Origin of the sequence: Mesorhizobium sp. M1027, from assembly GCF_040318745.1 — a bacterium.
Lineage (GTDB): Bacteria > Pseudomonadota > Alphaproteobacteria > Rhizobiales > Rhizobiaceae > Mesorhizobium.
In genome coordinates, this window is record NZ_JAMYMW010000005.1 from 1 (window position 1) to 19,740 (window position 19,740).

17 protein-coding genes and 6 pseudogenes are annotated in these 19,740 nt (G+C 57.8%); 4 read left to right on the top strand and 19 right to left on the bottom strand.

Annotated elements, in window-relative coordinates; genetic code table 11:
• Positions 1-393: 393 nt before the first annotated feature.
• The 16 genes and pseudogenes from NKH50_RS10940 to NKH50_RS11015 form a co-directional block, all read right to left on the bottom strand.
• Positions 394-1,041, bottom strand: coding sequence for a TetR/AcrR family transcriptional regulator (locus NKH50_RS10940; protein WP_352878581.1), 648 nt, complete (start codon positions 1,039-1,041; stop codon positions 394-396).
• A 264-nt stretch (positions 1,042-1,305) separates the two neighbouring features.
• Positions 1,306-1,594, bottom strand: a pseudogene (locus tag NKH50_RS28950) (transposase domain-containing protein); the annotation flags it as partial.
• Between the two features lie 709 nt (positions 1,595-2,303).
• A pseudogene (locus NKH50_RS10950) lies at positions 2,304-3,267 on the bottom strand (IS1380 family transposase); the annotation flags it as partial.
• A pseudogene (locus tag NKH50_RS10955) lies at positions 3,266-3,439 on the bottom strand (IS66 family transposase); the annotation flags it as partial. The pseudogenes NKH50_RS10955 and NKH50_RS10950, both read right to left, overlap by 2 nt.
• A 62-nt stretch (positions 3,440-3,501) precedes the next feature.
• Positions 3,502-3,849, bottom strand: a complete 348-nt coding sequence (gene tnpB / locus NKH50_RS10960; RefSeq protein WP_352878584.1) for an IS66 family insertion sequence element accessory protein TnpB — start codon at positions 3,847-3,849, stop codon at positions 3,502-3,504.
• Positions 3,846-4,220: an IS66-like element accessory protein TnpA gene (tnpA, locus tag NKH50_RS10965; RefSeq protein ID WP_352878587.1), complete on the bottom strand. Its 375-nt coding sequence runs from the start codon at positions 4,218-4,220 to the stop codon at positions 3,846-3,848. Before tnpA ends, tnpB (NKH50_RS10960) begins: the two co-directional genes overlap by 4 nt.
• Positions 4,221-4,481: 261 nt before the next feature.
• Complete coding sequence (locus NKH50_RS10970) at positions 4,482-5,009, bottom strand: COG1470 family protein (protein ID WP_352879136.1); 528 nt, start codon at positions 5,007-5,009, stop codon at positions 4,482-4,484.
• Complete coding sequence (locus NKH50_RS10975; RefSeq protein ID WP_352878590.1) at positions 4,961-5,704, bottom strand: IS4/Tn5 family transposase DNA-binding protein; 744 nt, start codon at positions 5,702-5,704, stop codon at positions 4,961-4,963. The genes NKH50_RS10970 and NKH50_RS10975 overlap by 49 nt, the downstream gene beginning before the upstream one ends.
• A gap of 192 nt (positions 5,705-5,896) precedes the next feature.
• Positions 5,897-7,612 carry an ABC transporter ATP-binding protein gene (locus NKH50_RS10980; RefSeq protein WP_352878593.1) on the bottom strand — a complete coding sequence of 572 codons (1,716 nt, stop codon included), beginning with the start codon at positions 7,610-7,612 and terminating at the stop codon, positions 5,897-5,899.
• 178 nt (positions 7,613-7,790) lie between these two features.
• Complete coding sequence (locus NKH50_RS10985) at positions 7,791-8,648, bottom strand: ABC transporter permease (RefSeq protein WP_352878596.1); 858 nt, start codon at positions 8,646-8,648, stop codon at positions 7,791-7,793.
• Between the two features lie 36 nt (positions 8,649-8,684).
• A complete protein-coding gene (locus NKH50_RS10990) occupies positions 8,685-9,641 on the bottom strand; it encodes an ABC transporter permease (RefSeq protein ID WP_352878599.1) in 957 nt (318 codons plus the stop codon).
• Positions 9,642-9,658: 17 nt separating this feature from the next.
• Positions 9,659-11,248: an ABC transporter substrate-binding protein gene (locus NKH50_RS10995; protein WP_352878602.1), complete on the bottom strand. Its 1,590-nt coding sequence runs from the start codon at positions 11,246-11,248 to the stop codon at positions 9,659-9,661.
• Between the two features lie 372 nt (positions 11,249-11,620).
• The gene (locus NKH50_RS11000; RefSeq protein ID WP_352878605.1) at positions 11,621-12,412 is read right to left on the bottom strand and encodes an SDR family NAD(P)-dependent oxidoreductase; all 792 of its coding nucleotides are present in this window, start codon (positions 12,410-12,412) and stop codon (positions 11,621-11,623) included.
• A 683-nt stretch (positions 12,413-13,095) separates the two neighbouring features.
• Positions 13,096-14,073 (bottom strand): annotated as a pseudogene (locus NKH50_RS11005) (IS110 family RNA-guided transposase).
• Positions 14,074-14,394: 321 nt separating this feature from the next.
• Positions 14,395-14,556, bottom strand: coding sequence for a hypothetical protein (locus NKH50_RS11010; protein ID WP_352878608.1), 162 nt, complete (start codon positions 14,554-14,556; stop codon positions 14,395-14,397).
• Positions 14,553-15,413 carry an IS110 family RNA-guided transposase gene (locus tag NKH50_RS11015; RefSeq protein WP_352878611.1) on the bottom strand — a complete coding sequence of 287 codons (861 nt, stop codon included), beginning with the start codon at positions 15,411-15,413 and terminating at the stop codon, positions 14,553-14,555. Before NKH50_RS11015 ends, NKH50_RS11010 begins: the two co-directional genes overlap by 4 nt.
• A gap of 96 nt (positions 15,414-15,509) precedes the next feature.
• Between NKH50_RS11015 and NKH50_RS11020 the strand changes: the two are divergent.
• A pseudogene (locus NKH50_RS11020) lies at positions 15,510-15,917 on the top strand (transposase); the annotation flags it as partial.
• A 6-nt stretch (positions 15,918-15,923) separates the two neighbouring features.
• Here the strand turns inward: NKH50_RS11020 and NKH50_RS11025 are convergent.
• The 3 genes from NKH50_RS11025 to NKH50_RS11035 form a co-directional block, all read right to left on the bottom strand.
• Positions 15,924-16,547, bottom strand: coding sequence for a TetR/AcrR family transcriptional regulator (locus NKH50_RS11025; protein WP_352878614.1), 624 nt, complete (start codon positions 16,545-16,547; stop codon positions 15,924-15,926).
• A gap of 129 nt (positions 16,548-16,676) precedes the next feature.
• The gene (locus tag NKH50_RS11030; protein WP_352878616.1) at positions 16,677-17,441 is read right to left on the bottom strand and encodes an SDR family NAD(P)-dependent oxidoreductase; all 765 of its coding nucleotides are present in this window, start codon (positions 17,439-17,441) and stop codon (positions 16,677-16,679) included.
• A 9-nt stretch (positions 17,442-17,450) separates the two neighbouring features.
• The gene (locus NKH50_RS11035; protein WP_352878619.1) at positions 17,451-18,233 is read right to left on the bottom strand and encodes an SDR family NAD(P)-dependent oxidoreductase; all 783 of its coding nucleotides are present in this window, start codon (positions 18,231-18,233) and stop codon (positions 17,451-17,453) included.
• Positions 18,234-18,353: 120 nt separating this feature from the next.
• Between NKH50_RS11035 and NKH50_RS11040 the strand changes: the two genes are divergently transcribed.
• The 3 genes and pseudogenes from NKH50_RS11040 (at position 18,354) to tnpB (NKH50_RS11050) (ending at position 19,601) form a co-directional block, all read left to right on the top strand.
• Complete coding sequence (locus NKH50_RS11040) at positions 18,354-18,527, top strand: hypothetical protein (RefSeq protein WP_352878622.1); 174 nt, start codon at positions 18,354-18,356, stop codon at positions 18,525-18,527.
• A gap of 660 nt (positions 18,528-19,187) precedes the next feature.
• Positions 19,188-19,289, top strand: a pseudogene (locus tag NKH50_RS28955) (transposase); the annotation flags it as partial.
• Between the two features lie 195 nt (positions 19,290-19,484).
• Complete coding sequence (tnpB, locus tag NKH50_RS11050; RefSeq protein WP_352878628.1) at positions 19,485-19,601, top strand: IS66 family insertion sequence element accessory protein TnpB; 117 nt, start codon at positions 19,485-19,487, stop codon at positions 19,599-19,601.
• The last annotated feature ends 139 nt before the right edge of the window (positions 19,602-19,740 follow it).

Genomic DNA, 19,740 nt, shown 5'->3' on the forward strand with positions numbered 1-19,740 from the left:
TAACTTCGCTCGTAAGGGCGACCTTAAGAGCGCAGCCTCGCTACCGTGCCGTCCTCTCGCAAGGCGGCCTTCGCCGGAGGGTATCAGCGGAGCAATGTGAAACATCACAAAGACCGGTCTGGCGGGCAGCCATACCGTTTAGATAAGCAGCAAATCCCACTAAAAAATGACTAGCCGAAGGCCCACTTCTTCGCTCGACGGCAAGAGAGGCGCAGTCCGGCGCTATCCGGTCGACGTGGTGCAAGCGCGGGCGGAAAGCTCTCTCTTCGGAATGCCGGACAGGTGACTGGTGCAGAGGCCAATTCAGTCTGGGACTTGGCCTATCCAGTCTCCTGTGTCATGCGGCGTGTCATCCGGGCACGTCCACCATCTCTTAGCGCCGGCACTGGTTACCTATCCTTTTACATTCCTGACTCTATTCTGATCATCCCAAATCATAAGCGCCTGTTGTTGTGCCCAATAGCGAACCATGCGCAAATGTATCTCTAATTGTGAGCGTAGAACGGAAGGCGTCCAGACGGCACGATTTGTCACGCCGCCGGCGCTCAGCCCGAACAAAAATGTAACAATCGACCGCAGTGCAGTCTCGAAGACGTCCGTTGGCCACTCTTCACTCTCCGGCCAAGCCCCCCGGATGACTCGGTCATAAATTTTCATTCCCTCGCGATGCAGCGTGGCATTGAGCTTACGAAATTCAGGATCGGCGGCAATAACCCCCCAGAAATTCACCCAGATTACACTATCCTCGACGTGAGATTTCGACGATGGTATCGCCGCGTCAAGCAGGATCGCGAGATCGGTTTCTCCTTTTTCCAGCAGATGTGCGATCTTGCGTTCCATGTTAAGAAAAGGGATGCGCAAGGCAGCTGCGATGATGTCCGTCTTGTTTTCGAAGTAATGCGTAATCATTCCCGTCGTTACGCCGGCCGCGTTGGCGATATCGATCATCGTAACTGCCGAAATACCCTTCGCCGCTATTGCCTTACCCGCTGCCCTAGCGATACGAAGTCGGGTCAGCTCAACATCAATAATTTTTGGCATAGCCCTCGATAGGTCCTACCTGACTTGCAATTTCAATATCGTAGCTGCGCCATTTCCGGCGGAAGCCATGGATGGCCCGAAGGGCCAACCCGTAGCACGTTTGAGGTCGTGCCTGAATGCTCTATCATCTGCTTCACGAGCTAATGCAATATGGTCAAACGAACATTAACTGAGTTTCCGCGAGCTTTGGCTACAGTCGCCCAGCGCAAGTCATTGGGAAGGGTCTAGTCAAAGCAGAACCGATAAGCTCTCGGTGACGTCCTAGCCAAGCTTCGCCAGCTTGGCTGAACCGCAGCAGGGGCAGTTTCGGGGCGAAGCGACGCGCTCGCGCGGTAGATGCTCGGGGAAAGGCTTGCGCGTTGGACGCCTGCCTCGAAGGCCCTGACCGCCGACAAGAGCGCCGCTATCTCCGCTGCCGATCCGTCTTGGCTGGCGTTGGCTTCCCGCTAACGAGCTTCAACTCCATCTGGTCAAAAAGCCAGGCTTTCCGCTCCGAGCGACTGCCATGGCTGTCGAGCTTCAGCTTCTCGATCTCCGGTCGCAGTCGCGCGATCCGTTCAACTGCGCCTCACCAGTTCAGTGGCAGGTCACCGGTGGGCCGTGCGCTCCGAGAGGATCATCGCGTGCGCACTGTTAAGATCATTGGGGCTGATCGGCCGCATCGCTCTTCCAGCGTTGGGCAGCTAAGGGCGTAGGGAGCGATATCTTCCATGCCCTGCCGGTGCCGATGCACCACCGACCCAGCTTCTCATCGTTTCTTCGGCCGTGCGTGCGGAGAGTTGCGCGGCAGCGGGAACGCAATCATGCCATCGGTCGATCACGCCGGCGGACGCACCACCAAGATCCATGCTCTGACCTACGGCTTGTAGCGGCCCGTCGCCTTTATGCTCACTGGCGTCCAGGTCCCCGGCTGCAAGGCGGGTGAAGTCCTTCTAGAACAGATGCCAGCAACCGGTCTCGGCAACGCTGACGAGGGCTACGACAACAAACGCCATCCGCCGCCAGATCAGGAGATCAGGGAACGGGGAGCCTTCCCCAACATCCCGCCAAAGGTAATCGCATCTGGACGAACTGCTATCGCCCTTCCTCTAGCCCGCTTCTCTCACCGCGCCCCGGCTCGAGCCGCATCTTGACTGGTGCTGGTCGGCGCTGCTTATCCTGGTTTTGAGGACGAGCGCGGCCTGCGCCGCGGAGAGCGGCGGTGCTGGGCTTGTGCAATTTATCCCTCAGTGGTTTGCGGGAAGGGTTCAGGTCCGGCGGCGTCAGCGGGCCGCGGCGCATATTCGAGCGTGCGCGAGGCTGAACTCCTGTGCGTATGGACAGGCCGAAGCCATTGCGACCTTGATGCGACGCACCGAGACACGGACCTGCGCACCGATCTTCAGCAGCTTCAGCCTGATCGTGCCGCAGGTGGCGTTGGCGAGCCTGGTGTGGGCGAGGCCGAGGCGGCGCAAGGCGCAGATCAGGACGTAGGCAAACGAGGCGAACCAGAGCCGCAGCTGATTGGCGCGCATGGTGTGAGCGCTGGTGCGGTCGGCGTAGAGGTCGAGCTGGCACGCCTTGATCCGGTTCTCCATGTCGCCGCGGGCACAGTAGAGATCCTCGTAAAGTGCCCGTGCCGCGCAACGCTTTGGCTTGAGCGAGGTCACGATGAAGCGCGGATTGGCGCCCTGCGTCGTCCACTCGGCCTTGGCGACGACCCGCCGTCGGCGTGACCAACTGTCTTTGGTCGACCACATGAAGTCGCGGAACACGCGCGCGGCCTGGCCGCTTTTCCTGGATGCCAGGCGAGCTTCCTGCAAGGCGGAAGCGATCTTCTTCTCCAGCCGCTCGTTGCGGGCAAGGCCAAAGACATAGTCGACGCCGTTTGCCTCGCACCAGGCCATCAGCTCTTCCCGGGCAAAGCCGGAATCGGCGCGCAAGATGATGCGCACCCTGCGCCACTTCCCGCGGATCTGGGCCACGATCCGCTCGACCCCTCGACCGCTCCCTTTCTGGCGTCGATGTTGGACGCCTGAGCTTTGCCGCCAGCAGGTGCCGGCCGCAGAAGATGTAGAGCGGCAGGTAGCAGTAGCAGTTGTAGTAGTAGCCGTGGAAGAACCGGCCTTCCTGGTGGCCGTGCAGCGGATCATCGGTGGCGTCGAGGTCGAGCACGATCTCGGCCGGCGACGTGTCGTGGGCTTCCAGGAACAGGTCGACGAACAGAGCTTCGATCGCCTGCGTGTGACTTGCCGAAGACCTGTTTCTTCAGCCGGGCAATGCGCAGCCGCAAGGCCTGGATCAACTGGTCATGCGCCTGCAACGTCGCCGACATCTTCGCATTTTCCGCCTGCAAGGCGGCGATCATCGCCTTCAGAAAGGCAGGATCGTCTGGAAGATTTTCGGCGACATTCGGCATGCACCTGACTACCATAAGTCAGGGCGAGTAGCCATAAAAACCATTAGATTCAGAGAGATAAATCACCCGACACGCGCCCGCGGCGCCCCCCAATTGGGGCGTCGCCAGTCAATTCCTTCCCACAACATCGCCATTTGCGCTGACGTCAGCCGGGCCGTCCCGTCGGCCGCCGACGGCCACGGAAAGCGGCCCTTCTGCAAGACCTTGTAATAAAGACAGAACCCCTGGCCATCAAAATAAAGAAGCTTCAAACGGTCGCCACGCCTTCCCCGAAAGGCGAAGACCGCGCCTCCCGTCGGCTTCTGGCGCAACACATCCTGCGTCAGTGCAGCCAAACCCTCGATCCCTTTGCGCATGTCCGTGAACCCGCAGGCAAGATACACCCGAACCCCAGTTCCCGGTCCGATCATGCTGTCTCAACCGCCTGGATAAGCCGAGTCAGAGTGGCGGTATCGATCTCTCTGTCAAAGCGCAGGTTCCGCCCACAGCATAGTTGCAATTCGACCAGCGCTGACAATCTGTCGGTGCCTTTGCCCATACAGGGTTCGCTCCGCGCCACGGGCATGTCCACGGGAAGGAACATGGGACCCGCCGACGGCAACAGGAGCCCCTTCCTCCTCAGCTCTCTCCGCCAAGTGTAAATCTGCTGCCGTGTCACATCATGCCGCTCGGCAACCTCAGTCACAGTCGCCCCGTCAATTCCAACCCACATGACGATGTCGAGCTTCTTCTTATCACCCCAGCGACGACGCCGTTCAGCACCAAGAATCTCGACACGCATCGCAAACCTCGCACAAGACACGTCGCAAACGACGTCGTTAAACACGTGTCATAGGCCATCACGACGATGTCAGGCAGGCGGTGACAATCGGGCGGTTACGATGCACCCCTTACCTTGAGATATTCAGGCTAGCGCGCCGGAACGCAATCGAGCGCATGTTCTGTCGCCTCAAGGGCCTCTGTCGGTTCGCAACCCGATACGACCGCCTGGAGACCAAATCTCCTCGCCGCAGTCTGCATCGCCGCGACCGTCAGCTTAAGGTCACGAGTCCGGTCCTGGTAAGGTTGACACGAGCGCTTCGCAGAACGGTCCTTGCGATACACCGTCGATCAGAACTTCGGCGTTGATAAGCCTTCGCCGCGGATCGACCTGAGACGGGGCAGTGGCCCAGAGCATTATCTCGCCTCGCTCCCCCGGTTGAAGCATGATGCTTTCGGCTTCCCCATCCGAGACCCAACCGAATGCCGGTAGTAGGCGAGCGCTATACACAGCATTGCGCTCAAAGTTGTTACGGATGTTGACTGTATAGGTCACCTTGCTATTTGGGCGGGCCGCCGAAAGATATGATAGCATTCGCGTCCAAAATAGATCAATAAAATGGTCTGCGGGTTCGTCAACTATATCTCGGAAGGCTGCTTCCTTGCGGTCAATGTAGTCCGTGTACTCGGTGATCCTAGACTGATCCATGCCAATTAGCTCTCCGTGCCCAGGGCAGACGAGATCAGGCTTCATCGCCCGCATCACGTTCGCGCAGCGGCGATGCATGTCCAACTGAAAGCTGTTGCGCATGACTGTACTCTGAAGCTGGTGCCAAGGTCCTGCGCGGTGCAATAGAGCTCGTAGATGTCGCTCTCTCGGTCACCAACATGCACGCAGCGCTCGGCTGCGCCAACGAGCGCGATGGACTGGCGCAGGTTCTCCAGCCAGCGGTAGCTCTCCTTCGTCTCGATCGGCACGCGCGTGGGATTGATGTGCCGCTTGAGCGCGAGCGTTCCCTTGAATTTCGTTCGTGTCCAGAACTTCACCGCCGTCAGACCGAGGGGTGTGCCGGTGAGGGTGACGGCCAGGCTCGAATGCATCAGCACCCCGCACAAAATCAGCACCTTGGGCTGCCCGGCCTTGTAGCGCCCGGCGTTGATGGTCTTGGTGAAGCCGATTTTGCACGGCTGCGCGCGGCTGTAGATAAATTCGGTCGTGTCCTGCAGGATAAGGATCGGACCTTCGCTCGCCGCAACGCGCGCCGCGGTCGCAGCGAAATGGCCGGCGAGAACGCTGTGTTCGGTCACACGCGGGTTGTCAAAGAAGCGGTAGGCCGCCTTCGCCGCTGCCCAGTCGCCACAGGCCGCCGGGATCGGCTTGCCCGGCGCTGCTGACAGCTGATCCAGCAACCGCTGCAGCCGACGGACCAGACGCTTGTCGGGAAGGGCCGCCGCGCAAAGCTCTTCCTGCCAAGCGGCTTCGCTGCTGCTGGTCTTGTCTCGCATCCGTGACGCCTCCGTGATTCCACGGACAGAATCACGGCAGATTCATACTGGGCAATAGGCCCGCCGACGATGTGGGTAATCGGAAGCGTCACCGGAGGGGTACAGTTCGGCAGCCGCAACAACACGGTCCGAGAGCATCGACGACGTATGCCCGTAAGTCTGTGTGCCCGTACGAAGAAACACAGAGAGCGGTTAGTTCCCGCCGCTCTCCATGCGTCGGGAACTGATAACCTTGTCCAACCAGCCGACCTCCATCTCTGGAACGGAAGACAGGAGAAGATCGGTATAGGGATCGAACGGCGGGGCGAGAACCTGACCCTTTGGCCCAGAGCGGACCACTTGCCCGCGATACATCACCGAGATCGAATCGGCGATTGATTTCACCGTTGCGAGATCGTGGGTAATGAAGAGATAGGCTACCCCCTCATCCTTCTGCAACTGCAGCAACAGCTTCAAGATGCCATTGGCGACCAGGGGGTCGAGGGCCGAAGTCACCTCGTCGCAGATGATCAGCTTGGGCTTTGCCGAAAGCGCCCGCGCGATGCAAACGCGCTGCTTTTGTCCACCTGATAGTTCTGCAGGGTACCGGTCCGCAAAGCTCTTGCCCATTTCGATCTGGTCAAGCAACTCGGCCACTCGAAGGTCGCGCTCTGCGCCGCGCATTCCAAAATAGAATTCGAGAGGTCGACCGATGATTGTTGCAACGGTCTGGCGCGGATTCATCGCAACATCCGCCATTTGATAAATCATCTGAAGCTGCCGCAGGTCGTTCTTCGAGCGCTCGGCCAGCCGCTGGGAAAGATCGCGCCCGTCGAACTGGATGCTGCCTACCAAAGGCGGCAACAACCCGGTGATCACCCGCGCCAGCGTCGATTTACCCGACCCCGATTCACCGACCACAGCGAGCGTCTGTCCAGTATGAAGGTCCAGGGAAACATCGCGTAAGACCTTGATTGCTCCGTCGCCGTAACCTGCTGTCACGCCTTTGACTGACAACACAGGCGCAGTGCCGCCGTCCTTCTCCTCGCGATCGATGTGATGCACTGAAACGAGGGCTCTGGTATATTGTTCGTGCGGTTGGTTGATGATCTGTTGCGTCATTCCCCGCTCTACGAGTTTGCCGTGGCGCAGGACCATTATCTCGTCCGCGACCTGCGCCACCACCGCTAAGTCGTGGGTGATGTAGAGTGCCGCAACGCCGGTGTCGCGGATGGCATCCCGGATCGCGGCCAGCACGTCGATTTGCGTGGTGACGTCGAGCGCCGTGGTCGGCTCGTCGAAAACAATGAGGTCAGGCTCGGAGCAGAGCGCCATGGCCGTCATGACCCGCTGCAACTGACCGCCCGAAACCTGGTGGGGGAAACGATTGCCGATGTTTTCTGGGTCAGGCAAGCCAAGCTTTTTAAACAGAAAAATCGCCCGCTTCTCCGCCTCGGTTCGCGTTGCCATGTCATGCAAAAGTGCCGCCTCCACCACCTGGTCCATTAGCCGGTGGGCGGGGTTGAATGCAGCGGTGGCCGACTGCGCCACATAGCAGACCTCGCGGCCCCGGAGTGTGCGCATGCCACGTGCTCCGACCTTCAGTATGTCACGGTCGTTAAGGATGACCTCGCCGCCAGTTATTTTCGCCCCGCCGCGACCATAACCCATGCTGGCCAGACCTATGGTGGACTTGCCGGCGCCCGATTCGCCAATCAATCCCAGAACCTTGCCACGTTTCAGCGTTAGCGACACGTCATCGACGAGAATCATTTTATGTGGGCTCTCGCCTGGTGGGTAGACGGTCGCCTCAATCCGAAGGTTGCGTATGTTGAGCAATGTCTCGGCCGTTCCTGGCCGGCTGGCTTGCTCAACCTTGGAGAGCGTCACGCCAACCCGTTCGTCCGACAATGCGCGTTCTTTTGACATTTGCAGGTTCCGCGATGTTGATTGCCCGTCGCCAGCTATTTAATTCTGGGCACTACGAAGGGCCCGGCACCACACTGAAGGCGACATTCGTTGCACAATCGCATCAAACGACTGAACCGAGGCAGCGACTTCGCGTTGAGCTCGCCTGGGAGAATAGGCCGGCGCTTAGCGAGCGACCTCAATCCTCTTTGAGCCCACTTGCTGAGTGGAGGAACCAGTCCACAACTAAATTCACTGCCACCGCCAGTAGAGCAATCGCACCGGCTGGAAGAAGTGGAGTGATGTCACCATACGAAATCAATGCCGCGGTATCACGGACCATAGAACCCCAATCGGCTGTAGGCGGCTGCATTCCAAGTCCAAGGAATGACAAAGCGCTAATTAGCAGGAACACGAAGCAAAACCGCAGGCCGAACTCAGCTACGAGGGTAGGCGCTATGTTTGGCAGTATCTCGCGTGTCATGATCCAGGTGGATGCTTCACCGCGGAGCCTTGCTGCTTCGACGTAGTCCAAAACCGCGACGTTGATCGCTACGGCCCGGGTGAGCCGAAACACGCGCGTCGAGTCTAGGACAGCAAGGACGAGCACCATCGCGGAGACGGAGGTGCCGAAAATAGTTAGCAGCAGCAGCGCAAATATCAGCTGTGGTATGGACATCAGAACATCCACGAGGCGTGACAAGATTTGGTCGGCCCATCCGGCCAAGGTGGCAGCTGCCAAGCCGGCGGAGGCGCCAATGGAAAACGCGAGACAGGTCGTTAGAAACGCGATGCCGATTGTGTTTCGAGCACCGAATACAAGCCGTGTTAGCATATCACGCCCAAGGTTGTCGGTGCCGAGCCAAAACTTGGAACTCCATGGTTCGAATTGCGTACCGACAATCTCGGCTTCACCATAAGGAGTCATATGCGGGGCCAACAAGGCCGCAAGCACGTATATCGCGATGACTACTATCCCGAATTTTGCGCTTAGCGGCGCCGAGGCAAACTGTCTGGCTCCCGAAATAAGAATTGCGTGCGGATCAATGATTGCCATTTATTTCGCTCATCGGCTGTTCACAGGGCCCGCCCCTCATTTTGGATGCATAAGGCGCGGATTGCGTATGATCGACAGGACGTCGGCCGTAAGATTGAGCAGGATGTAAGTTGCCGCGAAAATCAGACTGCAGGCTTGCACGACGGGAATGTCTCTCTTTTGGACCGAATCGACGATCAATTGCCCGAGCCCCGGGTAAACAAACACGACCTCGACAACCACTACGCCCGTGATCAGATAGGCTAGGTTCAGCACGATTACCGTGACGATCGGCGCCCAAGCGTTCGGCATCGCATGTCGAACAAGCACCCTCCATTCTGGCAGTCCTTTTAGCCGTGCTGTCTCGATATATTGGTTTGCAAGCAGACTGACGATAGTTGTTCTCGTCATTCTAGTCATATGGGCCAGGACTGCCAGCGTAAGAGTAAGGGCAGGTAGGGCGACTGCATTCAACCGTCCGGCAAGACCATCCGTAGAATCAACATCAGAGAGGCTAGGAAATATACCCGCATTGGCTGCCAATACTAAGATAAGGATATACGCAATGAAGAATTCCGGAAATGAAATTGACGTGAGCGTAAGAACATTGATCAGACGATCTAGAAAAGTGTTGCGATAAAGCGCTGCAAGTAACCCGGTCAGCAATGCTAAGGGAACCGCCAATATTGCAGCGGTTAGCGCCAGGACCAAGGTGTTGAATAGCCTCGGTCGAATTAGTGCCGCAATATCTCGGCCGTTGGAGAGCGCGATCCCCAAATCTCCTCGGAGAACGTTGCTTAGCCACTGGAGGTATCTCAGATAAAGGGGCAAGTCCAGACCGAGGCTCTTCCGGAACGCGGCCACTGTCTCGGGGGTTGCTGCCCGCCCGAGCATCTCAGTAGCTATATCACCGGGCAGAAATTGTACCCCGGCAAATACGACCAGAGAAACAATCCACAAGGTCAGCACGCCCAAAAAGAGGCGCTGACCGATGATCTTGGTGATGGAAGCCATTTTAATGCTGCATCACATCACGCATCAGCAAACCACCAACGCTCTATGCAGCGGAAACCATCCAGATCCCAGTTTGGTCCAATCTTTTTGTGACCGATTTTTTTGGACAGGGCATTGACGTTGTTGACAAAGACAGGTGCCATTTCGCCACAATCGTCTCTGCAAATGCTTTGCATCTCCGTATACATTTCCAGGCGCCTGGCATCATCAAGGTCCGAGCGGGCAGATACCAGCAGTTCGTTGAAACGTGCGTTTTTCCAATGGGAATTGTTCCACGCTGCGTCGGCGCCATAACCCATGGAGAACATCCAATCGGCGGTTGGCCGGCCGAGCCAGTAGGCCATGTAAAACGGTTTCTTCAACCAAACGGTATCCCAATAACCATCACTCGACTCTCGGACTACATCAATACTGATGCCGGCTTTCGCTGCATTCTGCTGATAAATCGTTGCGGCGTCGACTGCGCCTGCAAACGCAGCGTCTGCAGCAGACAAGCTGACTTTCAGTTCTGAAAGGCCAGCCTTTTTGAGATGGAACCGAGCCCTATCCGGATCATATTCGCGTTGTGGCAGATCCTTGGCGAAGAAACGATTGGTAGACGCGATCGGGTGATCGTTGCCAAGCTTCCCGTGTCCGTGGAGCAAGGTATCTAGCAGCTGCTGCCGATCGACCGCATATTTGAACGCCAATCGGACATCCGCATTGTCGAACGGGGCAGCATCGCACATCATGTCTATAGTGTAGAACTGGGTTCCGGCGATCGATAAAATCTCCAGACCTTTATCCCTCTCTAATAGATGGACCGTCTTCAGGTCGCATCGGTCCATCGCGTGGATCTGGCCTGTTGTCAGGGCGTTTGTGCGCGCCGTGACATCCTGAATGGAGAGAGCCTCAAAGGAATCAAACCAAGCCGCATCCGATTTCCAGTAGTTTGCGAAACGTTTGCCTGTGCCTTTGACGCCGTAGTCGATGTTATCTAGCACATAGCCTCCGGCGCCAACTCCGGAGACATCCGTTTTATCATCCTTTACTGGCATAATAGCCAAGTGGAAGTCTTCAAGAAGGTACGCGAAGTCCGCGTTCCCTTCTTTCAAGGAGAAGACTACGGTCTCAGGACCGTCCGCACGGATTTCTTCGACCGAAGCAAGGATGTCTTTCGCGGCTGACTTGGATTGCTCTCCGCGGTGGTGATTCATCGAGCCAATAACATCCTTGGCATCCAAGCTTTTCCCGTTGTGGAACTCTACGCCTTTCCGCAACTTAAAGGTCCAGGTTTTGGCGTCCGTCGTCACATTCCAAGAGTCGGCGAGCTCACCACCAAGCTTCCCGTCAGCGTCTATCTGTGTAAGATAACCATGCAGGGTCTTGCCGAACAATTCTGTGAATGAGTTCGTGTAGGTTGCAGGATCTAGGGAGTCGGAAGGCGCACCTGCGCCAATCCCAATTTTGAAGTGGCCGCCCTTCTTAGGGGCGGGATCTTGAGCGAACGCTGGAAGAATTCCGCTCGACGACGTAATGGCAAAAGCGCCGACGGCGGCCGCGGATTTAAGGATTTCCCTTCGGTTAGCGGTGATGGGTAGGCTCGACTTTTTACCCCATTTGCTCATAGCAGTTCTCCCTCTTGTTCTTCTGATTGCTGAGTCAACGCGAGACATGGGCAGCGAGTCGCGTTCACTGTTCAGTCAAGCCTTCTGCCAAAGCCATGCAAGGAAGCCCCGGTCCGGGCAGGCTGTCGACCGCCACTGCACTTCGGTAGCACATTAGAAAGCCTTGGGAACCGCACAAAAATGTAATGCTGCCAATGACTTTATTTGATGGAGAGCGCTCGAGCCCTTAACGAGCGAAACGCGAGTCTGGCCTTACGCGACGCCCCGGTTCGCTGGAGGATGGCAATCGTCTCTCTACTGCAGGTCCATATTTACCTCTTTAACATAAGAGTCCGGCTTGGCATTCCCTTTCGCGCGCATGCCGGTTCAAGTTTAGCTGCAGGGCTTCGGCAGCAGTCCAAGATGGCCGCCGGCATCGACAACGATGTTCTGACCGGTAATGTTTGACCCTTCCGTCAGGAAGAACAGCGCAACCTCAGACATCTGTTCCGGTGTGCCTGCCTGGCGTAGAGGTGTTCGATGTTCCTCGTCTTCTTTCATCTTGTTGTATTCAACTTCGCCCACGCCATTCACCATCCAACGGGTCTGGATAAGGCCGGGGGAAATGGCATTCACCCGAACGGCGGGGCTGAGCCAGCGTGCCAGCATCAGGGTAAGAGTATTTAGGGCGCCCTTAGACAGCATATACGGCAGTGAGCTGCCGTTGCCGAGAAGGGTGGCATTGGTGGACACATTCACGATCGCGCCGCGTTCTTTGCGTTCCTCCCATTGTTTTCTCATGGCCGGAAACACAGCACGGACCATCATGAAAGCGCCTGTTGTGTTCACGCGAAATATGCGGTCGAAATCCTCCGGTGTGACGTCTTCAAGGTCGCCGACTTTTTGGAACTTTGTGGTGGCAGCGTTATTGATAAGGCCGTCGATGCGCCCCCATTCGCTCAGGGTCTCGGCGGCCAGTTTGCGGCAATCGGCATCCTGCCCCACGTCGGCCTGCACAACGATGGCTTCAACACCTTGCGCTTTAACTTTGGCATAAGTCTCGTCGGCTTCTTGCTTGCTTCGACTATAGTTGATCGTGACGTTCCAGCCCCGCGCCGCGAGGTCGATGGCACAAGTCGCTCCCATGCCCGTTGCCGATCCTGTCACAATTGCTACTTTGGCCATGGTGCCCTCGAATTGGGTGTCTCTTGCGCCACCGTCTCAGGGGGCACGTAACATTCGCCTTTGGCTTGAGCTAACGGCATTTTTCCTCTCAGGGGAGGCTTTGGCCGAAGCCACTGACTTGTGACGGATCTTGGAGCAAGCCTAACATTGCAATTCCTTCCCGCATTTAACGCGCAGTTGTAATATCTTATTGCCGGAAGTCAACTACAGACGCGCGATGTACTTCTAAAACTTCACGTAAAAATAGTTACGAAATCTTTTTAGTCAATCACGGTTTTATTTAATTTGATTGGTGAATATTGCGTTTATATTGCAAGATGATGTTGCAAACGATTTACATTTAACATAATTAGGGACCGTTTTGAAAATCGGCTTGCTATGGGTTCCGTCTGAGGCTGGGTTATGATTCATGTGTGGACGTATATGGACCCCGCCCGATTGCAACAGGTCGGCTGGATAAGGATCATTGGTCACAACTGCTGACGTATATCCCGCTTCCTGATGCGGCTGTACAACGTCTTCGCCGCGAGCCCCGATGGATTTTCGCGCGCTTCCACCTCATCGGCCCCTAGACATTGGCCGAAGCCAAGCCGGTCCACACACCAGGTTCGGGAAGCGACGGAATGACCGTTTCACCATCTCCTACCATTTTGTTGCAATTGCCGGGGTGAGACCTCCTTCTGTTATTCGTTCGTTTGCCGCTTCGCCTCAGCTGCTTTCACCGACGGTGCCGGCTCGTAGAATGTGCTGCCCGAGAGCATGGCCCACACGATCCTCGCATTCTTGTTGGCGAGCGCGACAGCCGCGACATTGGGATGCCGCCTTTGCCGCAGCTTACCTAGCCAAAGGCTTTGGGGATCCTGCTTGCCGGCTGCTTTACCGAGCGCAGCGCGAGCGCCATGGATCATCAATGTGCGCAGATAGCGATCGCCGCGTTTTTTGATACCGAATAGGCGGGCTCACCCTCCACTGGATCGTTGTTTCGGCACCAGGCCGAGCCAGGCCGCGAACTGACGGCCGTTCTTGAAGCAGGTTCTATTGCCGACGGCAGCGATCAAGGCGGTTGCCGTTACGGGGCCATGCCTTCGATCTTTCCAAGCCGCTGGCACTGCTCGCTGGTGCGGAAGATCTCTCGTATCCGCCGGTCATAGGTTGCAATGCGATCATCGAGTTCGGCCATTTCCGCCCGCAATTCCCTCATGAGCGAACGGACCATGTCGCTGAGTCCGTCATCGTCGTTCCCGACGATACGGCAAGGCTGCGTCGCAGCTGCGAGATGTCACGAGCAATGACAATCCAATGCTCGGAATTGCCAGCTGATCAGTCGACTTCGGCGGCACAAAGCGCATTGATGGCCGACCGACCGCCTCGCAGATGGCTTCTGCATCGTTCCGGTCGTTCTTGTTCGACTTGACGTATGGTGTCACGAACTGAGGGCTGATCAGCCGAACCTCATGGCCGAGATCGGAAAGCACTCTTGCCCAATAATGCGCTCCGTTCGAGGCTTCCATGCCGACCAAACATGGCGGCAGATTGGCGAAGAAGCGGGCTACCGCATCGCGACGCAGCGTCTTTCGCACACCGACTTTTCCGTGGCTGTCGACGCAGTGAACCTCGAAGACATACTACGCAAGATCCAGACCTATTCGAACGACCTGCATGACATCCTCCTTCGGTTGCAGTTGGCGTTCGAGATTTCACCGCGCCTAGAGGGCGGGGTCCACACCATTGCCCCCCGTTGAGCAAGAAGATTCTGACAATGGCAATACTGAAGCGGTCAGGTTCATTCATGTGTTCGGCCTGTTTTTGTGTGGCCTCAGGCCGCTGGCCATGATGGTGTCGGTGGATCGGGCCCTCATCAAGCTGCCGCGCTGCGATGCGCGTTGAATTACTCAGGTTCTCCCGATCCCCGGCTTAACCGGATCTGCATCACTGATGTCGTTCTCTCCTGTCCAAACTGGATGTCATTCACGCGACCGTCGTTACCCTCGAACCATTGACGGCGTAGCGCGGTAGTTTTCCTCACGCGCCATCACCGGCCGGGCGATCCGCGCTACCTTGTTGGCGACAGCGACTGTGACCAGCCGTGCCGGCTTACGCTCGAGCAACTGGTTCGCCAGGTACTGACGGTCGTCGCTTTTCAACGCGTGTATCGGATGACCGCCGTGGCGCCGACGACGAGGAGATGCCGCAAATAGCGATCTCCCATCTTCGAGATTCCTCCCATTCTGTCTTTGCCACCGGAGGAATGTTGTTTTGGAACAAGGCCGAGCCAAGCAGCGAATTGACGACCGAAGCGGAAGACTTTTGCGTCGACGACGGTGGCAGCGAGGGCGGTCGCCGTGATGAAGCCGATTCCGGGAATGGTTGAAAGCCGCCGGCAGACCTGGTTCGTGCGATACCACGCCAGAAGCTCGATCTCGATCTCCCGGATTTGCGCGCCAAGTCCCTCGATCGTTCGAGCGAGGAGGATAAGAACCTGTCGCGCCATCGCGGGGAGCGGCCCATCGCCCTTGTCAAGAGCTTCGATTAGTCCACGGACATGGGCCCGGGCCTTCGGTGCGACGACGCCATACTCGGCCAGATGCGCCCGCATCGCGCTGATTTGCGATGTGCGCTGTCGAACCAAGAGGTGGCGAGCCCGATGAAGCATCAGAATGCTCTGGGCATCCGCCGATTTGACAGCCACGAACCGCATTATCTGTCGCGTCACCGGCTCGCAGATCGCTTCCGCGTCGGCCGCATCGTTCTTTTTGCGCTTGAGTTTACGCAAGCCGGCGGCATCAACTTGACCACATGCCCGAGTGCAATCAGCTCCCGCGCCCAATGGTGCGCCGTCGCAGGCCTCCATGCCGATGAGGCACGGCTGCATATCGCGAAGCAACGGGATAAGTTGATCGCGCCGAACTTTTCGACGGAGCACCGCGTTTCCTGCATTATCGACGCCGTGAACTTGAAAGACGTTCTTGGCGATATCCAATCCGATCGTGATAACTTGCATGCGGACGGTTCCTTCCCTCTGATGGTCCTTTGACAACGCCATCTTGGCACATTGCGATGCCGCTGGGTCGGGGGCCGTCCCCCCATCAAGCTGTGGATGTGGACAGAGCAGAGCCGTGGCCGGATGGCCCAGATTGCCAAGAAGACCAAGCGCCACCCGTCTGATTGACGGACGAGGAGTGGGAGCAGTTCGCGCCGCTGATGCCAAGCCTGGGCGTTGCGGCCGTCCGCGCGAGGTTGATTTCCGAGAGGTGGTCAACGCCGTGCGCTATTTGGTCCGCTCCGGTTGCGGTTGGCGGATGCTACCGATCCATTTCGGACCCTGGCAGACGGCTACGGCTGGTTCCGCGAGTTGGCGCGGCGCTTTCTGTTTACTATCCACGACGTGGCGCTGATGCTGGATCGCGAGCGAGCCGGGCGCGAGGCCAGTCCCACGGCTGGCGTGATCGACGGCCAGTCGGTCAAGGCCCCGCAAGCTGAAACAAGGGGTTACGACGCCGGCAAGAATTATCTAATTATCATTATCGCAAATGGTAAGCGCCTGTTGTCGTGCCCAATAGCGAACCATGCGCAAATGTAGCTCCAATTGTGAGCGCTGAACGGAAGTTGTCCAGACGGCACGATTTGTCACGCCGCCGGCGTTCAGCCCGAAGAGGAACGTAACAATCGACCGCAATGCAGTCTCGAAGACGTCCGTTGGCCACTCTTCACTCTCCGGCCAAGCCGCCCAGATGACTCGGTCATAAACCTTCTTTCCCTCGCGATGCAGCGAGGCATTGAGCTTACGAAATTCAGGATCGGCGGCAATAACCCCCCAGAAATTCACCCAGATTACACTATCCTCGTGAGATTTCGACGATGGTATCGCCGCGTCAAGCAGGATCGCGAGATCGGTTTCTCCTTTTTCCAGCAGATGTGCGATCTTGCGTTCCATGTTAAGAAAAGGGATGCGCAAGGCAGCTGCGATGATGTCCGTCTTGTTTTCGAAGTAATGCGTAATCATTCCCGTCGTTACGCCGGCCGCGTTGGCGATATCGATCATCGTAACTGCCGAAATACCCTTCGCCGCTATTGCCTTACCCGCTGCCCTAGCGATACGAAGTCGGGTCAGCTCAACATCAATAATTTTTGGCATAGCCCTCCAGCCGGTTTCCTACCTGAGCTGCAAATTTCAATGTCATAGCCGTCCATTTTCGACCGATGTCATGGACGACACGCAGCGCCATCTCCTAGGGCATGGGCAAGATTGTCGACATTTTCATTTTCAGGAGATCGGCAGCGGCAACTGCTTGGTGCGGCCACCGTCCATGACGGAGACCTGACCGGTCACGAAAGCGCTCTCGTCCGAGGCCAGCCAGACCGCAAGATGTCCGACGTCCCTCGGCTCGCCCAGGCGCCCGACCGGATGCATCGCGAGCAGTTCCTTGCGGACGCGGGCGCTGTCGGCCATGCTGTCGATATAAGCCTCGCTGAGATCGGAGTTGATCCAGCCCGGCGCAATGGCATTGCAGCGGATACCCTCATGCCCATGGTCCACGGCGACCGCCGCCGTAAAGCCGTGAATGCCCGCTTTCGAAGCGGAATAGGCAGGATGCCCGGGATTGGACGCCAGCCCTTCGATCGAACCGATGTTGACGATGCTTCCCCTGCCCCACTTCCGGAGGTGTGGCATTGCCGCCTTGGTCAGCAGGAACGGGGCCTTCAGATTAATGTCCATCATCTGGTCCCAGTCCGCCTCGGTCATCTCGTCGACCGTCTTCTCAAACATGATCCCGGCGTTGTTGACGAGGATATCCAGGCCGCCAAGCCGCTCGACGACAGCCTGAACGGCCGAGGAAATTTCCTGGGAGCTCGAAAGATCCGCCTTCACATAGATCGCGCGCTCGTTGAGCATGGGTTCAGGCGGTGCGTTCCTCTGCACGATGGCGACTTTTGCCCCCTCCTCTACGAAGCGCTGGGTGATGCCGGCGCCGATGCCGCGGCCGCCGCCAGTGATGATTGCGATCTTGCCTGCCAGTCTGTCAGTCATGGGATGTCCTCAGTAGACCGGCTTCGCTCCGTTCACTTCGACCGCCGTGCCAGCGATGTAGCGGGCGGCGTCGGAGCACAGAAAGAACACAACGTCGGCGATGTCTTCCGGCTCTGCGATACGACCAAGTGGTACGGTCTTGTTGAGCTCCGCAATGGCTGTGTCCGGAATGAAACCGCGTCGTTCAAAACCCGTCCGGATCATCGGTGTGTTGACCTCATTTGGACAGACGGCGTTGACGCGTATCCCGTCAGGCGCATGATCCCGGCCGAGACATTTTGAGAAAGAAGCGACCGCGGCTTTGCTGGTGCAGTAGGCCGCATGGCCCGGTCCGGGATAAAGACCCCAACACGATGAGACGTTGACGATAGCACCGCCGCCGTGGCCTTTCATGTGTCCGATGGCTTTCCGGCACGTGTAGAAAATCGACGTCAGATTGATGTCGAACGTCCGCTCCCAATGCTCGTCGGTCGTCTCGAGGATGTTTCCGCGGGTGATGATGCCGGCGTTGTTGACGAGCACGTCCAGTCGTCCCGTGGCCCGGATGGAGTAGTCGATCAGCTCCTCGCAATAGGCCTTGTTCCTGAGGTCGCCTGCCCTGCTCCAGACAGTCTGCCCGGTTCGGTTGAGCTCGGCCTCGAGCCTGTCCAGGCCAGCCTGGTCGGCGTCGCCCGCAACGACACGATAGCCGTTCGCGACGAACTGCCTGGAGATCGCTTGCCCGATACCTCCGGCCGCGCCTGTTATCACCGCGGTTTTCTTCTCAATGTCAGTCTTCTCACTGTCAGTCATAATGTCGAGTCATTCTTTGAGGGCAAACCTCGACCCCATTTTCGCTAAACAGGCTCGGCCTGTGGTTGGGGGGGGTGCCGTGCTGCAGCCTGCATTTGGCAAACTCCCTACCCGTCTTCAATGACAGTGGTCGCCCGTGCGCTGGCGCAGTTCCTTTCTTGGGCCATGATGTCTGAGTCTCTCGTCCGCTCAGCTCGAAAAGGTGCGATCTCTAAGGCGGGGACGGCCTTTTCGATGAAGAAGATCATGAGAAACGACCTCTTTCTTAATGCGATCGTAAACCACGAAGCATGAACCGTGCCAGAGAAGGAACCTTCATTGAATCATCGGTTGGCGGATCTTGCGCCCTGTCAGACACGCGACAATTGTCGGATGACAGGCGTGCCTAACTGTGGAACCGAACCAAAGCCGATCATCCGGTATTCCCGTTAACGCCCGGTCGAACTGCCGCCCGTCGAATTGTCTCGAAGCAGGCGCTGCCGTGCTTCACGTCGACGTACGCCATGGACGTGCTCGGCACTTTCTCTACGTCGATGCATCCCGGGCGACCATGTTCCCCATGCGCCAGGCGGTGGAGGACCGAACGTTTGTGCAGATCACCAAAAGAATCCTTGGCCTCTGCGAACTCCCGGCGCAATGGAGGTGTCGCAAGACCCGGCCGAAACGGCCGAGCAGGCCGAACCGGCTTTCGCCGATTTCAGAACTCCCCGCAAATGTCGATCGCCGCGCCGGGATATGGCCGTCATAATCGACTTCTCCCCATTGGTAGGTTGGAGCGAGCGAATCCTGGTGCAAATCAATTCGCAAGAGATGCGCCGCTTGGCCGGGATGATGACGGCGGAACCATCCAGAGACCGTCGGCTGCCCGGGAGAATGCCCTCCAGCGACTTCAGCGCACGCCCCGGACCCACGCAGATAGTCCGAGAGGAGACCAAACGCTGGTTGTCGAGCTATGAGCCTGGAGCGTCGGTGTCGCTGGTGGCGCGGCGGCACGACATCAATGCGAACCTGTTGTTCACGTGGCGCCGGCAGATGGGTGCGTCGGCGTTGGCGGCTTCGCCGCTGGAAATGATCCTGATGGAGGTCACTAGCGGTGCGCCGGTTGCGGTCCCAACTGCGGCGGCCGAGATGGAGCGCGCGGTGTGATTGAGTTCGTCTTGACCGGCGGCGTGCGCGTGCGCGGACGAGGTCAGCGAGGCGGCGCTGCGGCGGGTGCTAGGAAGGCGGCGGCATGATTGCGCCGGCTATGGGGTGCGCGTCTATCTGGCGACGCAGCCGTGCGACATGCGCAAAGGGATGGATGGCCTGGCCGCGCAGGTCCAGAACGTGCTGACCGCCGACGGGCTCCTACAGATTTGCGCGAGATGATCATGAGCCGCGGGGCTATGTTGAAGAATGTGCCCAAACTGTTGGCTCTTTCTCAATCACCCGACCGCAGTTTTGCAGACCACAACCACCCCGCACCTCATTTCGAAGGACAGGTTCGAAAATCCCTTTGGCATCTGCC

What these genes read in the sequence shown, in the direction of transcription:
- NKH50_RS10940 (WP_352878581.1), bottom strand. Translation starts at nt 1,041, where the DNA reads ATGCCAAAAATTATTGATGTTGAGCTGACCCGACTTCGTATCGCTAGG.
- tnpB (WP_352878584.1), bottom strand. Translation starts at nt 3,849, where the DNA reads ATGATCGGACCGGGAACTGGGGTTCGGGTGTATCTTGCCTGCGGGTTC.
- tnpA (WP_352878587.1), bottom strand. Translation starts at nt 4,220, where the DNA reads ATGCGTGTCGAGATTCTTGGTGCTGAACGGCGTCGTCGCTGGGGTGAT.
- NKH50_RS10970 (WP_352879136.1), bottom strand. Translation starts at nt 5,009, where the DNA reads ATGCGCAACAGCTTTCAGTTGGACATGCATCGCCGCTGCGCGAACGTG.
- NKH50_RS10975 (WP_352878590.1), bottom strand. Translation starts at nt 5,704, where the DNA reads ATGCGAGACAAGACCAGCAGCAGCGAAGCCGCTTGGCAGGAAGAGCTT.
- NKH50_RS10980 (WP_352878593.1), bottom strand. Translation starts at nt 7,612, where the DNA reads ATGTCAAAAGAACGCGCATTGTCGGACGAACGGGTTGGCGTGACGCTC.
- NKH50_RS10985 (WP_352878596.1), bottom strand. Translation starts at nt 8,648, where the DNA reads ATGGCAATCATTGATCCGCACGCAATTCTTATTTCGGGAGCCAGACAG.
- NKH50_RS10990 (WP_352878599.1), bottom strand. Translation starts at nt 9,641, where the DNA reads ATGGCTTCCATCACCAAGATCATCGGTCAGCGCCTCTTTTTGGGCGTG.
- NKH50_RS10995 (WP_352878602.1), bottom strand. Translation starts at nt 11,248, where the DNA reads ATGAGCAAATGGGGTAAAAAGTCGAGCCTACCCATCACCGCTAACCGA.
- NKH50_RS11000 (WP_352878605.1), bottom strand. Translation starts at nt 12,412, where the DNA reads ATGGCCAAAGTAGCAATTGTGACAGGATCGGCAACGGGCATGGGAGCG.
- NKH50_RS11015 (WP_352878611.1), bottom strand. Translation starts at nt 15,413, where the DNA reads ATGCAAGTTATCACGATCGGATTGGATATCGCCAAGAACGTCTTTCAA.
- NKH50_RS11025 (WP_352878614.1), bottom strand. Translation starts at nt 16,547, where the DNA reads ATGCCAAAAATTATTGATGTTGAGCTGACCCGACTTCGTATCGCTAGG.
- NKH50_RS11030 (WP_352878616.1), bottom strand. Translation starts at nt 17,441, where the DNA reads ATGACTGACAGACTGGCAGGCAAGATCGCAATCATCACTGGCGGCGGC.
- NKH50_RS11035 (WP_352878619.1), bottom strand. Translation starts at nt 18,233, where the DNA reads ATGACTGACAGTGAGAAGACTGACATTGAGAAGAAAACCGCGGTGATA.
- NKH50_RS11040 (WP_352878622.1), top strand. Translation starts at nt 18,354, where the DNA reads ATGACAGTGGTCGCCCGTGCGCTGGCGCAGTTCCTTTCTTGGGCCATG.